The organism is Pseudomaricurvus alkylphenolicus, assembly GCF_011683955.1.
Classification (GTDB): Bacteria; Pseudomonadota; Gammaproteobacteria; order Pseudomonadales; family Cellvibrionaceae; genus Pseudomaricurvus; species Pseudomaricurvus alkylphenolicus.
In genome coordinates this window covers 342,358-357,104 of sequence record NZ_JAAQPI010000001.1, presented here as the reverse complement: position 1 = coordinate 357,104, position 14,747 = coordinate 342,358, and the positions used below count along the sequence as shown (strand labels likewise).

Here is a 14,747-nt window from a genome sequence, read left to right as displayed (position 1 = left end):
CGGCAGCCACTTTTTCCGAATTGTTTTCAATTTTCACACTGACAAGGTGGCCGTGACTATGTCTTTAAATACGGTTGGGTCTATAAATACGGTAAAAACGCGGCTGAAGAGGGGCGACAAAACCGCCGGCGCGTTTTTGCAACTGACCAGTAATATTTCCGCCGAAATCATGGCTCGGGCCGGCTTCGACTGGTTGATGATTGATATGGAACACGCCCCCGGTGACTACGCCAATTTGCTGCTGCAGCAACAGGCCATGCAGGGCACCGGTGTGATTCCGTTTGTACGTGCCGCCGCCAACGATGCGGTGGCGATCAAAAAAATACTCGATACCGGCACACAAGGTGTGTTGATTCCCCACGTGAATAATCGCGCCGAAGCCGAGCACGCCGTGGCCGCCTGTAAGTATCCGCCGCTGGGGATTCGCGGCGCCGCAGGCAGCCCCCGCGCTGCTGGTTACGGGCAAAATGTGCAGCAGTATCTGGCACAGGCCAACGACGATATCGCCGTAGTGGTGGCGGTGGAAACCCCCGAAGCGGTGGACAATATTGATGCCATCGTCGAGGTTCCGGATCTAGACGGCATTTTTATTGGTCCCATGGATCTGGCCACCAGTATGGGTTTCCCCGGTGAGCCGGGCCGACCGGAAGTCAAGCAGGCCATTGAATGTATTGAAGCGGCAGTGCTGGCGTCAGACAAATTTCTTGGCACAGTCACCAGCCATTGGGAACAGGCCGAGCGGCTCTATCAGCGGGGTTACCAATGGTTGGTGTTGATGCAGGATACCACCGCCCTGGCCGCCATGGGGGCCGAGGTGATGGCCAGATTTCATCAGCTGTACGGAGCACGGTAAAAGCTTATGAGCGGAATTCAAAATCTGCTGTTGGCCGTGTTGTTGTGCACCTGCGCCCTGACCGGCTTTTTGCAACTCAGCAACGCCGTAGACCAGGATCGGGTCATTATTCGCATCGGTCACGACAGTAAAGAAAGTTCGCCGGTGCATCAGGCGATGTTGTTGTTTGAGCAAGAGGTGGAAGCCAACTCTGACGGCAAGGTGCAAGTCCAGATTTATCCCGCCAGACAGTTGGGCGACGTGCGCGAAACCACCGAAATGGTACAGCAGGGTAACCTGCAGATGACCTTCGGAGCTTCGGTATTGCTCACCTCCATCGTGCCGGAATTCAATGTTCTGGATCTCTTTTATTTATTCCGGGATCTGGAGCATGCACACCGGGCATTGGACCATGAAGATGTGGGTCAGGTGCTGTTGCAGGCCATGGAAGACAAGGGTTTTCACGGTCTGGGGTTTATGGAAGTGGGCTTTCGCAGTCTGACCAGCAACGAGCGGCCGGTTCAGCAATTTGAAGACCTGCAGGGCTTGAAAATTCGAGCCAACAGCAATCCGGCCCAGATACAGGCGTGGGAAGCGGTGAATACCCTGCCGACGCCACTGTCCTGGGGAGAGATCTTTACTTCACTGCAGCAAGGATTGATCAACTCTCAGGAATGCTCCACCTATTCCATTTTCGCAGAGCGTTTTTACGAGGCGCAACGATATTTGTCGCTGTCCGAACACACCTATACCAACTACACCTGGTTTGCCAACAAGGTGTTCTGGGACGGGCTCAGCGCCGCGCATCAGCAGCTGGTGAGTGAGGCCGCCCGCAAGACTATCGATTACCAGCGGCAACTGGCCGGCGACCAGAACCGTTCGATTGTGGAGGAACTGCAACGTCAGGGCATGAGTGTCAACGTAGTGGCCGCCCCGGTTCGCGCACAGATGAAAGAAGCCATGAACGGCGCCGTCTTCGCCATGCTGCGCGAGCGCACCGGTGCTGAACTGTTCGATGACATTGTGGCAAACATCAACGCTCTCTAGGGAGCAGGAGGTAACCATGAAACGATTATTCTGGTCCCTGGAAGCAAGGTTTGAACCGACTCTGATCGTGGTACTGATTTCCGCCATGACGACACTGATTTGCCTGCAGATTCTGTTGCGGTTGTTCGATGCGTCTATGCCCCAGGCCGAGGAAATTGCCCGATACCTGTTTGTGTGGGCCATGTATCTGTGCATCAGTTACGCCATTCGCGACGAACGTCATATCCGCATTCTGTTTTTGGTGGACCACCTGCCCGAAAATCTGCGCATGCTGGCTTTTAACTGTGCCGATCTGATTTTCCTGGGGTATTTCGTCACCATTGTTTATGTCGGTCGCGGAGTGATTGAGCGCAGTCTGGAACTGGGGCAGATTGCACCGGCCACCGAAGTGCCGGTGGCCGTTCTCTACAGTTCGGTGGTGGTCTGTTCCGTGCTGGGTGTGGTGCGCCTGATCGTGCGGTTGCGTGAACGCATCCGCACGATCGACAATAACCGCTGTATTGAAGGGGTGGAAGCATGACCGCCGGTATTCTGTTTGGCAGTTTTTTTGTTCTGTTGTTATTGAGCGTGCCAGTCGGCATCGCACTGGGGGTGGCGGGCATGCTGGCCATTACTCAGCTGCCGTTCCTGAACCTGGAGTTTCTGGTACAGGGACTGGTGTCGGGTCTGGATTCTTTTCCCTTGCTGGCGGTGGTGCTGTTTACACTGGCGGGAAATCTGATGAGTCAGGGCGGGGTGTCGCGACGGTTGCTGCACCTGGCGGAAGTGTTTCTGGGGCGTTATACCGGTGGTCTGGGGATTGTCACCATTGTCGCCTGCATGTTTTTTGCCGCCGTTTCCGGCACCGGTTCCGCCACTGTGGCGGCGATTGGTCTGACCATGATTCCGAGTATGGCCCGCCGTGGCTACGACCGCAATTTCGCCGCGGCGGTTGTGGCCACCTCCGGTGGTATCGGCATTATTATCCCGCCCAGTGTGGTGATGATTGTGTACGCCATCACTGCCGAAGTTTCGGTCACGGATATGTTTCTTGCCGGTGTGGTGCCGGGGATTGTGGTGGGGTTGGTGCTGATCGGCTATTGCTATCTGCAATCCCGTCGTCGCGGCTACGCTGGTGATGAACGTCGATATACCGCCGCCGAGCGCTGGCAGGCTATCCGCGATGCCGGTTGGGCACTGGTGGTGCCGGTGATTATTCTCGGTGGCATCTACTCCGGGATTTTCACCCCCACCGAATCGGCTGCCATTGGCGTGGCCTATGCGCTGTTTTTCGGTCTGCACGTGTACCGGGAACTGACGCCCGGCAAAGTCTTCGACATCATTCTGGAGTCGTCACTGCTGGCCGGTACGGTGCTGGTGATTGTGGGCTCCTCCGTTGCGTTTGGACGGATACTGACCCTGGAGCAGATACCCACGCAAATTGCCCAGTTTATTCTGGGGCTGACGGAAAATGCCGTGTTGATCCTGCTGGCGATCAATGTGTTGTTGTTGATCGTGGGCACCTTTATGGAAACCCTGGCGGCGGTGGTTATTCTGACGCCGATTCTGCTACCCATCGCCACTGCCCTGGGTCTGAGTCCGGTGCACTTCGGTATTGTCATGATCGTTAACCTGGCGATTGGCTTTGTCACGCCACCACTGGGTGCCAATCTGTTTATGGCCGCGCAGGTGGGTGGCGTCAGAGTAGAGCAACTGTCGCGCGCGGTGGTCGGTTGGATCGGCGCCATGCTGGTGGCGTTATTGCTGATCACCTTTATACCGGCGATCTCGATGTCGTTAGTGAATCTGTAGTTGCTGATTGTCGGATTACGGCTTCGCCTAATCCAACCTACGGGTCTTCGGAAGCCGATCTTCACGTAACCGGTATTCGGAATCCCCAAGAGCCGATTTTTACGTAGGTCGGATTAGGCGAAGCCGTAATCCGACGCTAGGCTCGACTAACACGCGAATAGCAACAATTGAACAACGGACAAGGACTATATTGATAACAACAGGGGGACAAAATCCCCGGGATATAATGCATGAAGAGTAACTACGATGTGATTGTTGTGGGTTCGGGCGCCGGCGGTGCCATGAGCGCCTATATGCTCACCCACGCCGGCTACCGGGTGTTGATGCTGGAGGCGGGGCGCGACTACGATCCCGCCAGTGAAACCCCCATGTTCCAGATGGAACGCGACGCCCCCCTGCGTGGCGCCGCAACGCCGGATCGCCCCAAGGGCTACTATATGGCCACTCACAACGGCGGTTGGGAGATCGAGGGCCAGCCCTATACTCACGCCGACGGCGAGCAATTCAACTGGTTTCGTACCCGCATGCTGGGAGGCCGCACCAATCATTGGGCGCGCTGGTCTCCCCGCTACGGGCCCTACGACTTCAAACCCAAAAGCCGAGATGGCCTGGGGGTGGACTGGCCCTTTGCCTACGAAGACATCGCTGACTGGTACGATAAAACCGAGCGACTGATCGGCGTTTACGGTCGCAACGACGGCTTGGAAAATCACCCGGATTCCGCCCCTGATGCCATCCAGCCGGCACCCGCGCCACGGGCTTATGAGTTGTTTATGAAAGCGGCCTGTGACGAGCTGGGCATTCCCTGCGTACCGGTTAATCGCGCTGTATTGACCCGCCCACTGGATGATCGCGCCGCTTGTTTTTACGCCACCCATTGTATGCGCGGTTGTTCCATCGGTGCTGCCTTTCAGACCACCACGTCACTGCTGCCCATGGCGAAAAAAACCGGCAAGCTGAACATCAAAACCGGCGCCATGGTGCGCGAGGTGTTAACCGACAGTAGCGGCAGGCCCAACGGCGTCGAGTTTATTGATCAAGCCACCAATACACATCACCAGGTGCACGCGCGTGTGGTGGTGCTGGCAGCCAGTGCCTGCGAAACCGCGCGCCTGATGCTCAATTCCACCTCTGAAAATCACCCTGATGGTCTGGCAAACACCAGTGGGCAGGTGGGACGCAACCTGCTCGACAATCCTCAGTCCAAACCGGTGGTGGCCTATTTCCCGGCGCTGGACGGTCGCCCCAACTACGACGAATTTGGTGCGGCGTCGGCTCACTTACACATTCCCTGGTGGTTGTATCAGGAGCAGGCTCGCGGCGAACTGGATTTTCAACGCGGGTACCAGTTGATCTTTTTTGGAGGTCGTCAACCTCCCGGTATGGGGTTGGGGGGTGTAGCGGATTTGGCCGACGGTTACGGTCGCGACCTGAAGCAACAAGTGCGCTCGCAGTTTGGCAGTACCATGACGTTTATCGCCCAAGGCGAGATGATTCCCTCGGACGATTGCTACTGCGAAATCGATCCCAACGTCAAAGATCGGTGGGGCATTCCGGTACTCAAGTATCACTGGAAGTGGTCGGACCAGGAACAACGCCAGGCCCGTCATATGCGTCAGACCATTCTCACTCTGGTAGAGCGTTTACAGGGGCAAATCGTAACCCTGCCCGAAGAAGACGATTTTCTGTCGCCGGGCGGTACCTGCATTCACGAAGTGGGCACGGCGCGCATGGGTGATGACCCGACGCTGTCGGTTACTAACCAGTACGGTCAGTGTTGGGATGCGGACAATCTGTTTTTGATGGACGGTTCGGTGTTCGCCTCCGAGGCCCACAAGAATCCGACACTGACCATCCTGATGCTGGCCATGAGAAACTCTGAGTATCTCGCGCAGCAGTTGAGCAAGGGGGAGCTATGAGCGACAGGTATCAGCCCAAGGTAAATCGCCGCACCACGTTAAAATGGATGGCCTCGGTGATGGGTGCATCTCTGATGACCTATGGATGTACACCGGCCGTGACACCGACATCACGCCGCGCCGATCTGGGCGTGGCCAAGGCGATCAGCGGCGGAGGTTATGGTCAGGACGCCAGCATGATTCACCCGCTGGTGCCCTGGTCAAAAACGATGAGCAAGGCACAGATGCAAATTACTGCCAGGGTATGCGACCTGATTCTGCCCCGGGACGAGCACTCGCCGGCGGCCAGCGACGTGGGAGTGCCCGACTTTATTGACGAGTGGGTCAGTGCGCCTTATCCGCAGCAGCAACAGGACCGGGAAATTGTACTGGAGGGATTGTTGTGGCTGGAGCAGCAGGCGCTGGATCAATTTCAGCGCTCTTTTGTTGATCTGGATAGGGGAGAGGCCGCGTCTATTCTCGACACCATCGCCTACGCCGATAAAGTCGCGCACAGGTTGCAGCCCCAGACCAGATTCTTTGCCCGCCTGCGTTGGTTGGCGCTCGGGGCTTTCTATACCACCGAGGAGGGCATTCGGGATCTGAACTTTGTTGGCAACCAGCCGATCGCCGGCGATTATCCCGGCGCGAGTCCCGAAGCGCTTGATCATATTAACCAGGTGCTGACCGGTATGGGTCTGCCACAGCAACAGGTGTAAAGATTTATGTTGTTAACAAGCAAACGTCTGAAAATCCTTTTATTGGTCATTATGAGCGGGCTGTTAAGTGCCTGTCTCTCATCCGCTCAAAACCCTGTCAGCAGCAAATGGCAGCCATTGTTTGACGGTCGCACCCTCAATGGCTGGCAGGCCATGGAAGGCAAGTCGCTGAAAAATGTGTGGGCGGCGCAAGACGGTACGCTGGCGCTGGTGACTGACCAGCGCAGCGCGGGCGACATCATGACCGAGCAGAAATACACCGACTTTGAGCTCTACCTGGAATGGAAGCTCGACAAAGGTGGCAACAGTGGGATCCTCTATCGGGTAGCCGACGATCGCGATTTGGCCTGGAAAACCGGCATGGAGTATCAATTGCTGGATGATGCCAACTATCCCCGTGCCGCGGACAAGCCCCACTGGCTGGCAGGTTCGGTATTCGATCTCTATGCACCCAATACAGCGGTGGTAAAAGCCGCGGGGGAGTACAACAGCACTCGCATTGTCGTTCTCGGTAATCGTGTGGAACACTGGCTTAACGGTCACCGCATTGTCGCCTATAACCTGGACTCTGCTGACTGGCGTCAACGTCTGGAACGCAGTAAATTCAACAAACTGCCCGGCTTTGGCCGCCAGCCCGAGGGGCATATCGTATTGCAAAATCATGGCGATCCCGTGTGGTATCGCAATATCCGAATTCGCGAACTTTAAGGGTAGGCGTTAATGAATACATCCAGACTGAAAGTGGTTGGGCTCTGCTTCGATCATATGCACATTGGCGATCAGTTGGCGTTGGCCATGAAGTCGCCGGCCTACCAAGTGGTGGGGGTGTACGACACCCGGGTCGAGCGCATGAACGAGGTGTGTGACGATATCGGTGTTGACCCCGCCCTGCGATACGATGACTGGAGCACGCTGCTGGAAGACACACAGCCGGACCTGGCCATCGTCTGTTCTCCCACCGCTGAGCACGCCCTCTGGAGTGAACGTCTGGCGGAGCGGGGTGTACATATTCTGCTGGAGAAACCCTTTGCGGTTTCCACCACCGATGCTGAGCGAGCCATCGAAGCGGCACGTGCTGGCGGGGTACAGTTGGCCATTAATTGGCCTCTGGCCTGGTACGCTTCCCATCGCACCAGCAAACGGCTGATTGATGACGGCGCCATCGGCGAGGTGATCGAGGTGCATTACTACGATGGCAATCGCGGTCCTCAATACCACCTTCACGCCAAAAAAGAAGTGGAAGAGCCAGTGAATATCCAGGACAGCTGGTGGTTCAAGGCCGACGCCGGCGGCGGTTCGTTGCTTGACTACCTGGGTTACGGCGCCACCCTGGCGACCTGGTTTCGTGATGGTGAACTGCCCACTGAAGTGCAGGCGGTATCTCATGTGCCCGACGGCTTTGAGGTGGATCTGCAAAGCGTGGTCGTGGCCCGCTATCACAGCGGCCTCTCTACGCTGCAAACCCGCTGGGGAACCTTCACCGATCCCTGGGTGACCCAGCCGCAGCCGTTTTGTGGATTTGTGATTGTGGGCACCGAGGGCACCATCTGCAGCCGTGACTATGCGCAGAGCGTCAGCCTGCAGACCCGTGAACAGCCAGAAGTACGGGATGTTCCTGTAGATGATTTCAGCCACTGTGAAGATGTCTTTGCCCTGCTGGAACAGGTACTGGCAGAGGGCGGTGATCTGCAGGGACCCTGCGGATCGAATATTTCCCTGGGAGGGCAGCGCATTGTTGATGCCGCCGCCCACAGCGCCAGAGAGCGGCGACCGATTGCTGTTGCAAATAATGAGGGAGATCCATCATGAGCAACCCCTATGGTGAGCAGTCCAAGAGTGAAGGCAAGCTTCTGGATTTACGGGTTGAACCTTTGCCTATGCCGCGTTCACAAGATCACCGTATTGCGTTGGTGGGCTGTGGTGCGATCGGAAAAACCCAACTGCAGGCCTATCGCGACGCTGGTTGGAATGTGGTGGTGTTGTGCAGTGCCACGCTGGCCTCTGCCGAGGCGGCGCGGGATGAATTTTTTCCCCAGGCTGCTGTTACCACTGACTATGACAGTGTGTTGAAGGATCCAAAAGTGACCGTCGTGGACCTCGCCCTGCACCTGAATATTCGACCGGATTATGTGCGGCGGGCACTGTTGGCGGGCAAACATGTGCTCAGCCAAAAACCCTTTGTGGAAAACCTGGAGCAGGGTGTCGAGTTGGCGCGTCTGGCCGAGCAGCAGGGTGTTACTCTGGCGGTTAACCAGAATGGGCGTTGGGCCGGTCACTTTCGGGCGCTGCGTAAACTGGTGTCGCAGGATCAGATTGGTGAGCTCTGCGCGGCCGACTTTACCGTCTACTGGGGGCATGACGAAATCTTCTGCGATCATGTCCTGGGGCAGGACCCCGACCTGATTCTCTATGATTTCGCCATCCACTGGTTTGATCTGATCGCCTTCCTGTTTGCCGATCGCAAGGTTCGCAGCGTATACGCCATCACCGGCTCGCGGGACGGTCAGCTGGTTAAGGCGCCGACGCTGGTGTCGGTGCTGATTGACTTCGGCTCGGTGCAGGCCACCATTAACCTGCGTGCCAGCAGCCGCTACACCGATACCAGTGGCTTTGAGGTTGTCGGCTCCCGGGGGCGCATCCATTTTGCGGGAACCTCACTGGGTGGCGAGCGGGTAGAGGTGGTTAATGATCAGGGCACCGGTTCGGTCGCGGTGGATTCCGACTGGTTTCCCGGCGCGTTGAAGGGCAGTATGGCCGACCTGCTGTGTGCCATCGAAGATCAGCGCGCGCCGCTGGCAAGCGCCGAATCCAGTCTAAAGGGCCTGGCACTGTGCTTTGCCGCCCTGGAATCCGCGGCCACCGGCCGACCAGTTGATCCCGCTGAGGTGAGTACCCGTTTTGTGCCTCATAATGGAGCGGGTGACTGAGGCAAAGCCTCAATGCTAGAATTCCGGCAAGGACATCATCAGCCGGGCGAAAATATGAAGATCACTTTAGACGATGTAGCCAAGGAAGCGGGCGTCAGCCGTGCCACCGTAGACCGGGTGCTGAACAAGCGGGGCAACGTCAAGGAAGCCACGGTTGATCGAGTCTTTCGCGCGCTTTACAGCACCCGCTACCTGATCGAGCCGGAAGACACCGAAAAGCCCCCCAGCAGCTACATCTTCGATTTTGTCTTCCCGGTCGCCAAAACCAAGTACTTTGAAACCTTTGCCGAAGAGATCAAGAACTTCGGCAAGATTTTCGCCAGCATGAAGGCCGAAGTACGCGTGCACACAGTGGTGGGTTTTGATCCGCAGGTACTGGCCGACAAACTGCTGGAGGTGGGCGAAAACACCGACGGCATTGCGTTTGTGGCCCTGGATCACCCGATTGTCCGGGATGCCGTCCGCAACCTCAGTGACCAGGGCATCGGCGTCATCAGTCTGGTATCGGATATCTCCTCTCAGGAGCGCCTGGCCTATGTCGGTATCGATAATCGCTCCGCCGGGCGCACCGCCGGATTGTTGATGGGGCGTTTTCTTACCGCTTCTGAGCGCAAAAAGGTCGCCGTGTTTGTGGGCAGCCACAGCTACCGCGGCCACGAGGAACGGGAAGCCGGCTTTAAGAGCATGATTCGCGAGCGCTTTCCCCGTTTTCGGGTGCTGGAAATGCCCGAAGTGCTGGATGATGACGCCAAGAGCCTGGAGCATGCACGGGAACTGTTGGCGGAAGAAAAGGATCTGGCCTGCATCTACAACGTTGGCGGCGGCACCTTGGGTATCGCCCAGGCGCTGGAGGAGAGTGGTCATCAGGACGATATCGTCTTTGTCGCCCATGAGCTCAATGACGCCACCCGCCGCCTGCTGGTCAACGGCACTCTGGATGCCGTGATCAACCAGGACATCAAGCAGGAAGTGTACAGCGCCGTGGATATTCTGCTGAACTACAAACTTGGCGATGAGCTGATGCTGGGGGTGCAACAGCCCAAGGTTGAGATATACCTGTCTGAGAACATCTATTAGCAATCATAGTGGAAAGGGGGCGGGCTCTGAGCGGGGCGCGCCTTTTTTTTGCCTCAAAATGACTCAAAATGATGTATTAATGATGTTTAATATTGATAAATACATCATTTTGCTGCATCATGGCTCTATGAATGATGTTAAGTTGAGATGCAGTTGTGGTTCAGCTCTACGGTAAAGACCTTTCTCTAAAGCAGCTGCGGGCTCGTACCGGCAGTCTCGCCCAGTTTGCCGGTGTTCGGCCCTTTACCCTTGAGGCAGGCGCTGAACAAGGAGTGCGCTGCCTGGAGTTTCGCACCGGCACCGGTTTCAGTTTTACGGTGCTGTTGGACCGAGGCATGGATATCGGTGACGCCAACCATCGCGGCGCTTCCCTGGGCTGGCATTCGCCAACCGGTTTTCGGCATCCGAGTTTTAACGAGCCGGAATCCGAAAATGGCTTCGGTGTGATGCGCTCTTTCTCCGGCTTGCTGATGACCTGCGGCCTGGATCATATTCTGGGGGCCGGTGATGAAGATGCCCGGCATTTCAACTACCCCCACCGCGACCGCATAAACATGCCGCTACATGGGCGTGCTGGTTTTATACCGGCCACGCTTGGTGGTTTTGGCCTGGAGGAACGCAAGGGGCCGGATGGCGAAGACGAGCTGATTCTCTGGTGCCAAGGCGAGGTTCGGCAGGCCGCAGTGTTTGGCGAAAATCTGCGTTTGGTGAGACGTATTGAAGCCCGGGTGGGTGAGAGTTCGTTTACCCTCCACGATCGGGTCGACAACCTCGGCTTTTCCCCCACGCCTCATATGTTTATGTACCACATCAACCTCGGGTACCCGGTGCTGGACGAAGGCAGTCGCTATCTGGCGCCGGTGACGGATTGCCTTTGGACCGCTCACGAACCAACAGCGCAACGGGTGGGCTATCGCACACAGGCGGCGCCTCAACACCCGTTCGAAGAACAGGTTTATGAGCATCAAGTAGCCGCTGACGCCCAGGGGCGTGTACCGGTGGCGCTGGTTAACGATGGTTTCGATAGCGGGCGCGGCGGTGATCCGGGTCTGGGTTTTGCGGTGGAGTATCAGCACGACATGTTCCCCAGCCTCTACCAGTGGCAATGCCTGCAGTCGGGGTTATACGCCTTTGGTATAGAGCCCAGCACCAATCACGTGCTGGGTCGCCAGTTTGCCAGAGAGCGGCAACAACTGCAGTGGTTGGAACATGGTGACAGGCGGGACTACGAAACCCGTTTTTCGGTGCTGGATGGCAGCAACGAGATAAAGGTATTCGAGCAGCAGGTGGAGAATATTGCCAAGCCACTGGCCAGTGAATTTGTCACGCCAAGCGGCCGCTGGCGCTGATCTGTCCCCGCCCATTGGCGACTTATTGTTGACTGAGAGAGGTAACCATGAAAGTCACTATTGACGAAGTCGCGCGCAAGGCCGGTGTCAGTCGCGCCACCGTAGATCGGGTCATTAACCAGCGCGGGCGTGTGCGCGGCGAAACCGTCGAACGAGTACTCGGCGCCATGCGCAGTACCCGAAACCTGAATGAGGTATCCAGCCAACAGGGCCAGGGAAACAGCTACCGTTTTGACTTTGTGTTACCAATCGCCCGCACCCGTTATTTCGAATACTTTTCAAAGGAAATTCAAACATCCGAAAACATCTTTGCCCTGATGCAAGCGGATGTGCACGTGCATACGGTACCGGGCTTCGACCCTCAGGCGCTGGCGGACAAGCTGATCGAGGTAGGGGAGGAGAGCGATGGCATCGCTTTTGTTGCGCTCGATCACCCTCTGGTGCGGGCGGCGGTAAAAACACTGCGCGCACGCGACCTGGGCGTCATCAGCCTGATCTCGGACGTCTCCTACTCCGAGCGACTGGCCTATGTGGGCATCGACAATCGAGCGGCCGGCCGCACCGCCGGCCTGCTGACTGGCCGTTTTCTTGGTCGCCCCGAGCACGGCGAAGTTGCGGTGTTTTTGGGCAGCCATCGTTACCGTGGCCACGAAGAACGGGAGGCGGGTTTCAAAAGCATGATTCGCGAACGCTTCGGGCAACTGACGATTGTGGAACGCCCCGAAGTGCTCGATGACGACGAGCGCAGCTACCTTATTGCTTCAGAATTGCTGAGTGCTCACCCGCATCTGTTGGGCATTTACAACATCGGTGGTGGCACCTCCGGTATCTCCCGCGCGTTGCAGGAAAAGGAGGGCGGAAAAAAAGTGGTGTTTATTGCGCACGAACTCAACGCCTCCACCCGCAAACTGATGCTGGAGGGCTGGGTGGACGCCATTATCAATCAGGATATTCGCCAGGAAATCTACGCCGTCGTGGAAATGTTGCTGAACCACAACGAGGGTCGGCCCGTGAATCAGGGCATCCAGATGCCCAAGGTGGAAATCTTTATGTCTGAAAATACGTATTAGTTCTTGGGAGAGAAAACCATGCAAACCACGAATTTTGGATCCACGGGAAGACAGGTTTCCCGACTCTGTTTTGGCGCTATGGGGCTTAACTTCGCCTTTGGCAGTTTTGATGAAAATACCTTGATCGACGGCATGAACCAATGTGCTGACCGTGGCATCAATATGATCGACACCGCTCGTATTTATGGTGACTCCGAACGTATTGTGGGGCGCTTTTTGAAACAGTGGCAGGGGGAGCGCCCCTTCATCGCCACCAAGGTCAGTCCTGATGAATCCGGTCCCAACAGCGGCTGGGGCATTCCCAATCCCATGGAGATCGCCTATCCAAAGGGCAGTGTCACTCAGAGTGTCGAAGCCTCATTGCAAGCGCTGGATATCGATTGCATCGACCTGATGCAACTGCATCAGTATTGGGCTCAGTATGAAAACGAATACTGGCTGGAAGAGCTGCTAACCCTGAAAAAACAGGGGAAAATCCGTCATATCGGTGTTTCCATTCCGGACCATCGCCATGATCAGGCCATCGCTATTGTGCGTTCCGGTCTGGTAGACAGCGTGCAAACCATTATCAATATCTTCGATCCGCTGGCGTTTGACAGTTTGATTCCCATTTGCCGGCAGCAGGGTGTCGCGGTGATCGCCCGTTGTGTATTGGATGAAGGCGGATTGACTGGATTGCTGACCCCGGATACCCAATTTGAATCAAGTGATTTTCGTGATGGCTATTTTTCCTCCGGACCCCTGCCTGAATATTTGCGTCGCGTCGAGGCCTTGCGTGCTTATATCCCTGAGTACGCCGAATCCTTGACCGAACTGGCGATTCGCTATGTCCTGAGTCACCCGGGGGTCACCACTGCCACCATCAGTATGCACGTGACCGAACAGGCGATGGAGAACATCGCCATTGCCGACAAGGGTGCCTTGCCGCAGCAGGTGTTTGATGACATTCGCCGTCACCATCGTTGGTTGCTTAACCTCTACGAGCGCAAGTACTTCCCTCGCTGAGGCAGCCAACGCTATGAGCCGATTCAATGTGGAACAAAAGGGCTGGGCCGGTGAACTTGATCACCAGGTCAAAGAGGTACTGGCCCAGGTGGCATCCAGCGCGCAGCAAAGCGATCAACCACCACCCGAAAAAACGCCCGCTTCAGTGCGCAGCGCCCCCGATGCTTTGCAACCGTTTTATCCCCCGGCCGAGCCGCTGGAGGAGGTCACGGATGTTCATATCAAAGGGCCGGACGCTGACCTTCTGCGCTTACGCATCTATCAACCCGATAGTGAAGCCACTTTGCCGGTGCTGTTGTTCCTGCACGGCGGTTGCTGGGTGTTTTGCAGCATCGACAGCCACGACAGTCTTTGTCGCTATATTGCCCGCCACGGCCACTGTGTGGTGGTGTCGGTGGATTATCGCCTGGCACCGGAACACCCGTTTCCGGCCGCGCTCGAAGACGCCTATGCAGCGACTAGTTGGGTGAGGGAAAACATTGGCCGCTACGGTGGCGACGGTTCACGGCTGGCGGTGGGCGGCGACAGCGCCGGGGGTAACCTGGCTGCGGCGCTGACATTACTTTGTCGTCAGCGCCATGGCCACGAACCAGGCCCGCTTATCGCAGCCCAGTGGTTGATGTACCCCATTACCAATCCCGGCGAACTTTCCACCGACAGCCATCGCCGCTTCGCCCGCGATTACTTTTTTGAAACGGAGTTTTACGTCTGGGCACGGGAACATTATCTGGGCGAGGTCGAGGACAGAACACAGCCACTGGTCGCACCGCTGTTGTGTGCCGATTTGTCCGGGTTACCCCCCGCACTGATCCAGACCGCGGAGTTCGACATTCTGCGTGACGAGGGTGAACACTTTGGTCTTGCCTTGCACAACCAAAACATCGACACCCGGGTAGTGAGGTACAACGGCATGGTACACGCCTTTGTGGCTATGGCCGGGCAGGTGGACATGGGGCGGGTCGCGCTGCGCGACGGTATTGAATTTTTGCATAAACACTGGCGCAAGCGTCAAACATCTTAGGGGAGAAAACC

14 protein-coding genes are annotated in these 14,747 nt (G+C 56.8%); all 14 read left to right on the top strand.

From position 1 onward, the window contains the following. Nucleotides 1-58: 58 nt before the first annotated feature. The 14 genes from HBA55_RS01420 to HBA55_RS01355 all read left to right on the top strand — a co-directional run bounded on the left by HBA55_RS01420 (nt 59) and on the right by HBA55_RS01355 (nt 14,736). The gene (locus HBA55_RS01420) at nt 59-853 is read left to right on the top strand and encodes an HpcH/HpaI aldolase family protein (RefSeq protein ID WP_166985976.1); all 795 of its coding nucleotides are present in this window, start codon (nt 59-61) and stop codon (nt 851-853) included. 6 nt (nt 854-859) lie between these two features. Beyond that, complete coding sequence (locus tag HBA55_RS01415; RefSeq protein ID WP_166985973.1) at nt 860-1,879, top strand: TRAP transporter substrate-binding protein; 1,020 nt, start codon at nt 860-862, stop codon at nt 1,877-1,879. 16 nt (nt 1,880-1,895) lie between these two features. Continuing rightward, on the top strand, nt 1,896-2,399 hold the full coding sequence (locus HBA55_RS01410) for a TRAP transporter small permease (RefSeq protein WP_166985970.1): 504 nt from the start codon (nt 1,896-1,898) through the stop codon (nt 2,397-2,399). Beyond that, complete coding sequence (locus HBA55_RS01405) at nt 2,396-3,670, top strand: TRAP transporter large permease (RefSeq protein WP_166985967.1); 1,275 nt, start codon at nt 2,396-2,398, stop codon at nt 3,668-3,670. The genes HBA55_RS01410 and HBA55_RS01405 overlap by 4 nt, the downstream gene beginning before the upstream one ends. A gap of 230 nt (nt 3,671-3,900) precedes the next feature. Beyond that, on the top strand, nt 3,901-5,589 hold the full coding sequence (locus HBA55_RS01400; protein WP_166985964.1) for a GMC family oxidoreductase: 1,689 nt from the start codon (nt 3,901-3,903) through the stop codon (nt 5,587-5,589). Next, the gene (locus tag HBA55_RS01395) at nt 5,586-6,287 is read left to right on the top strand and encodes a gluconate 2-dehydrogenase subunit 3 family protein (protein WP_166985961.1); all 702 of its coding nucleotides are present in this window, start codon (nt 5,586-5,588) and stop codon (nt 6,285-6,287) included. The genes HBA55_RS01400 and HBA55_RS01395 overlap by 4 nt, the downstream gene beginning before the upstream one ends. A gap of 6 nt (nt 6,288-6,293) precedes the next feature. Then, on the top strand, nt 6,294-6,995 hold the full coding sequence (locus HBA55_RS01390) for a 3-keto-disaccharide hydrolase (protein ID WP_166985958.1): 702 nt from the start codon (nt 6,294-6,296) through the stop codon (nt 6,993-6,995). Nucleotides 6,996-7,007: 12 nt separating this feature from the next. Then, nucleotides 7,008-8,096, top strand: a complete 1,089-nt coding sequence (locus HBA55_RS01385; protein WP_166985955.1) for a Gfo/Idh/MocA family protein — start codon at nt 7,008-7,010, stop codon at nt 8,094-8,096. Beyond that, nucleotides 8,093-9,214: a Gfo/Idh/MocA family protein gene (locus tag HBA55_RS01380; RefSeq protein ID WP_166985952.1), complete on the top strand. Its 1,122-nt coding sequence runs from the start codon at nt 8,093-8,095 to the stop codon at nt 9,212-9,214. The genes HBA55_RS01385 and HBA55_RS01380 overlap by 4 nt, the downstream gene beginning before the upstream one ends. Before the next feature lie 54 nt (nt 9,215-9,268). Continuing rightward, nucleotides 9,269-10,291 carry a LacI family DNA-binding transcriptional regulator gene (locus HBA55_RS01375; RefSeq protein ID WP_166985949.1) on the top strand — a complete coding sequence of 341 codons (1,023 nt, stop codon included), beginning with the start codon at nt 9,269-9,271 and terminating at the stop codon, nt 10,289-10,291. A 155-nt stretch (nt 10,292-10,446) separates the two neighbouring features. Continuing rightward, nucleotides 10,447-11,640 carry a DUF4432 family protein gene (locus tag HBA55_RS01370; RefSeq protein ID WP_166985946.1) on the top strand — a complete coding sequence of 398 codons (1,194 nt, stop codon included), beginning with the start codon at nt 10,447-10,449 and terminating at the stop codon, nt 11,638-11,640. A gap of 47 nt (nt 11,641-11,687) precedes the next feature. After that, nucleotides 11,688-12,710 (top strand): LacI family DNA-binding transcriptional regulator, encoded by a 1,023-nt coding sequence (locus HBA55_RS01365; RefSeq protein ID WP_166985943.1) that lies wholly within the window; start codon nt 11,688-11,690, stop codon nt 12,708-12,710. A gap of 18 nt (nt 12,711-12,728) precedes the next feature. Beyond that, on the top strand, nt 12,729-13,715 hold the full coding sequence (locus HBA55_RS01360; RefSeq protein WP_166985940.1) for an aldo/keto reductase: 987 nt from the start codon (nt 12,729-12,731) through the stop codon (nt 13,713-13,715). 13 nt (nt 13,716-13,728) lie between these two features. Then, entirely contained in the window at nt 13,729-14,736 is a 1,008-nt protein-coding gene (locus tag HBA55_RS01355; RefSeq protein WP_166985936.1) for an alpha/beta hydrolase, read from the top strand. The last annotated feature ends 11 nt before the right edge of the window (nt 14,737-14,747 follow it).

What these genes read in the sequence shown, in the direction of transcription:
- HBA55_RS01415 (WP_166985973.1), top strand. Translation starts at nt 860, where the DNA reads ATGAGCGGAATTCAAAATCTGCTGTTGGCCGTGTTGTTGTGCACCTGC.
- HBA55_RS01390 (WP_166985958.1), top strand. Translation starts at nt 6,294, where the DNA reads ATGTTGTTAACAAGCAAACGTCTGAAAATCCTTTTATTGGTCATTATG.
- HBA55_RS01360 (WP_166985940.1), top strand. Translation starts at nt 12,729, where the DNA reads ATGCAAACCACGAATTTTGGATCCACGGGAAGACAGGTTTCCCGACTC.
- HBA55_RS01410 (WP_166985970.1), top strand. Translation starts at nt 1,896, where the DNA reads ATGAAACGATTATTCTGGTCCCTGGAAGCAAGGTTTGAACCGACTCTG.
- HBA55_RS01375 (WP_166985949.1), top strand. Translation starts at nt 9,269, where the DNA reads ATGAAGATCACTTTAGACGATGTAGCCAAGGAAGCGGGCGTCAGCCGT.
- HBA55_RS01420 (WP_166985976.1), top strand. Translation starts at nt 59, where the DNA reads ATGTCTTTAAATACGGTTGGGTCTATAAATACGGTAAAAACGCGGCTG.
- HBA55_RS01365 (WP_166985943.1), top strand. Translation starts at nt 11,688, where the DNA reads ATGAAAGTCACTATTGACGAAGTCGCGCGCAAGGCCGGTGTCAGTCGC.
- HBA55_RS01405 (WP_166985967.1), top strand. Translation starts at nt 2,396, where the DNA reads ATGACCGCCGGTATTCTGTTTGGCAGTTTTTTTGTTCTGTTGTTATTG.
- HBA55_RS01395 (WP_166985961.1), top strand. Translation starts at nt 5,586, where the DNA reads ATGAGCGACAGGTATCAGCCCAAGGTAAATCGCCGCACCACGTTAAAA.
- HBA55_RS01385 (WP_166985955.1), top strand. Translation starts at nt 7,008, where the DNA reads ATGAATACATCCAGACTGAAAGTGGTTGGGCTCTGCTTCGATCATATG.
- HBA55_RS01400 (WP_166985964.1), top strand. Translation starts at nt 3,901, where the DNA reads ATGAAGAGTAACTACGATGTGATTGTTGTGGGTTCGGGCGCCGGCGGT.
- HBA55_RS01380 (WP_166985952.1), top strand. Translation starts at nt 8,093, where the DNA reads ATGAGCAACCCCTATGGTGAGCAGTCCAAGAGTGAAGGCAAGCTTCTG.
- HBA55_RS01355 (WP_166985936.1), top strand. Translation starts at nt 13,729, where the DNA reads ATGAGCCGATTCAATGTGGAACAAAAGGGCTGGGCCGGTGAACTTGAT.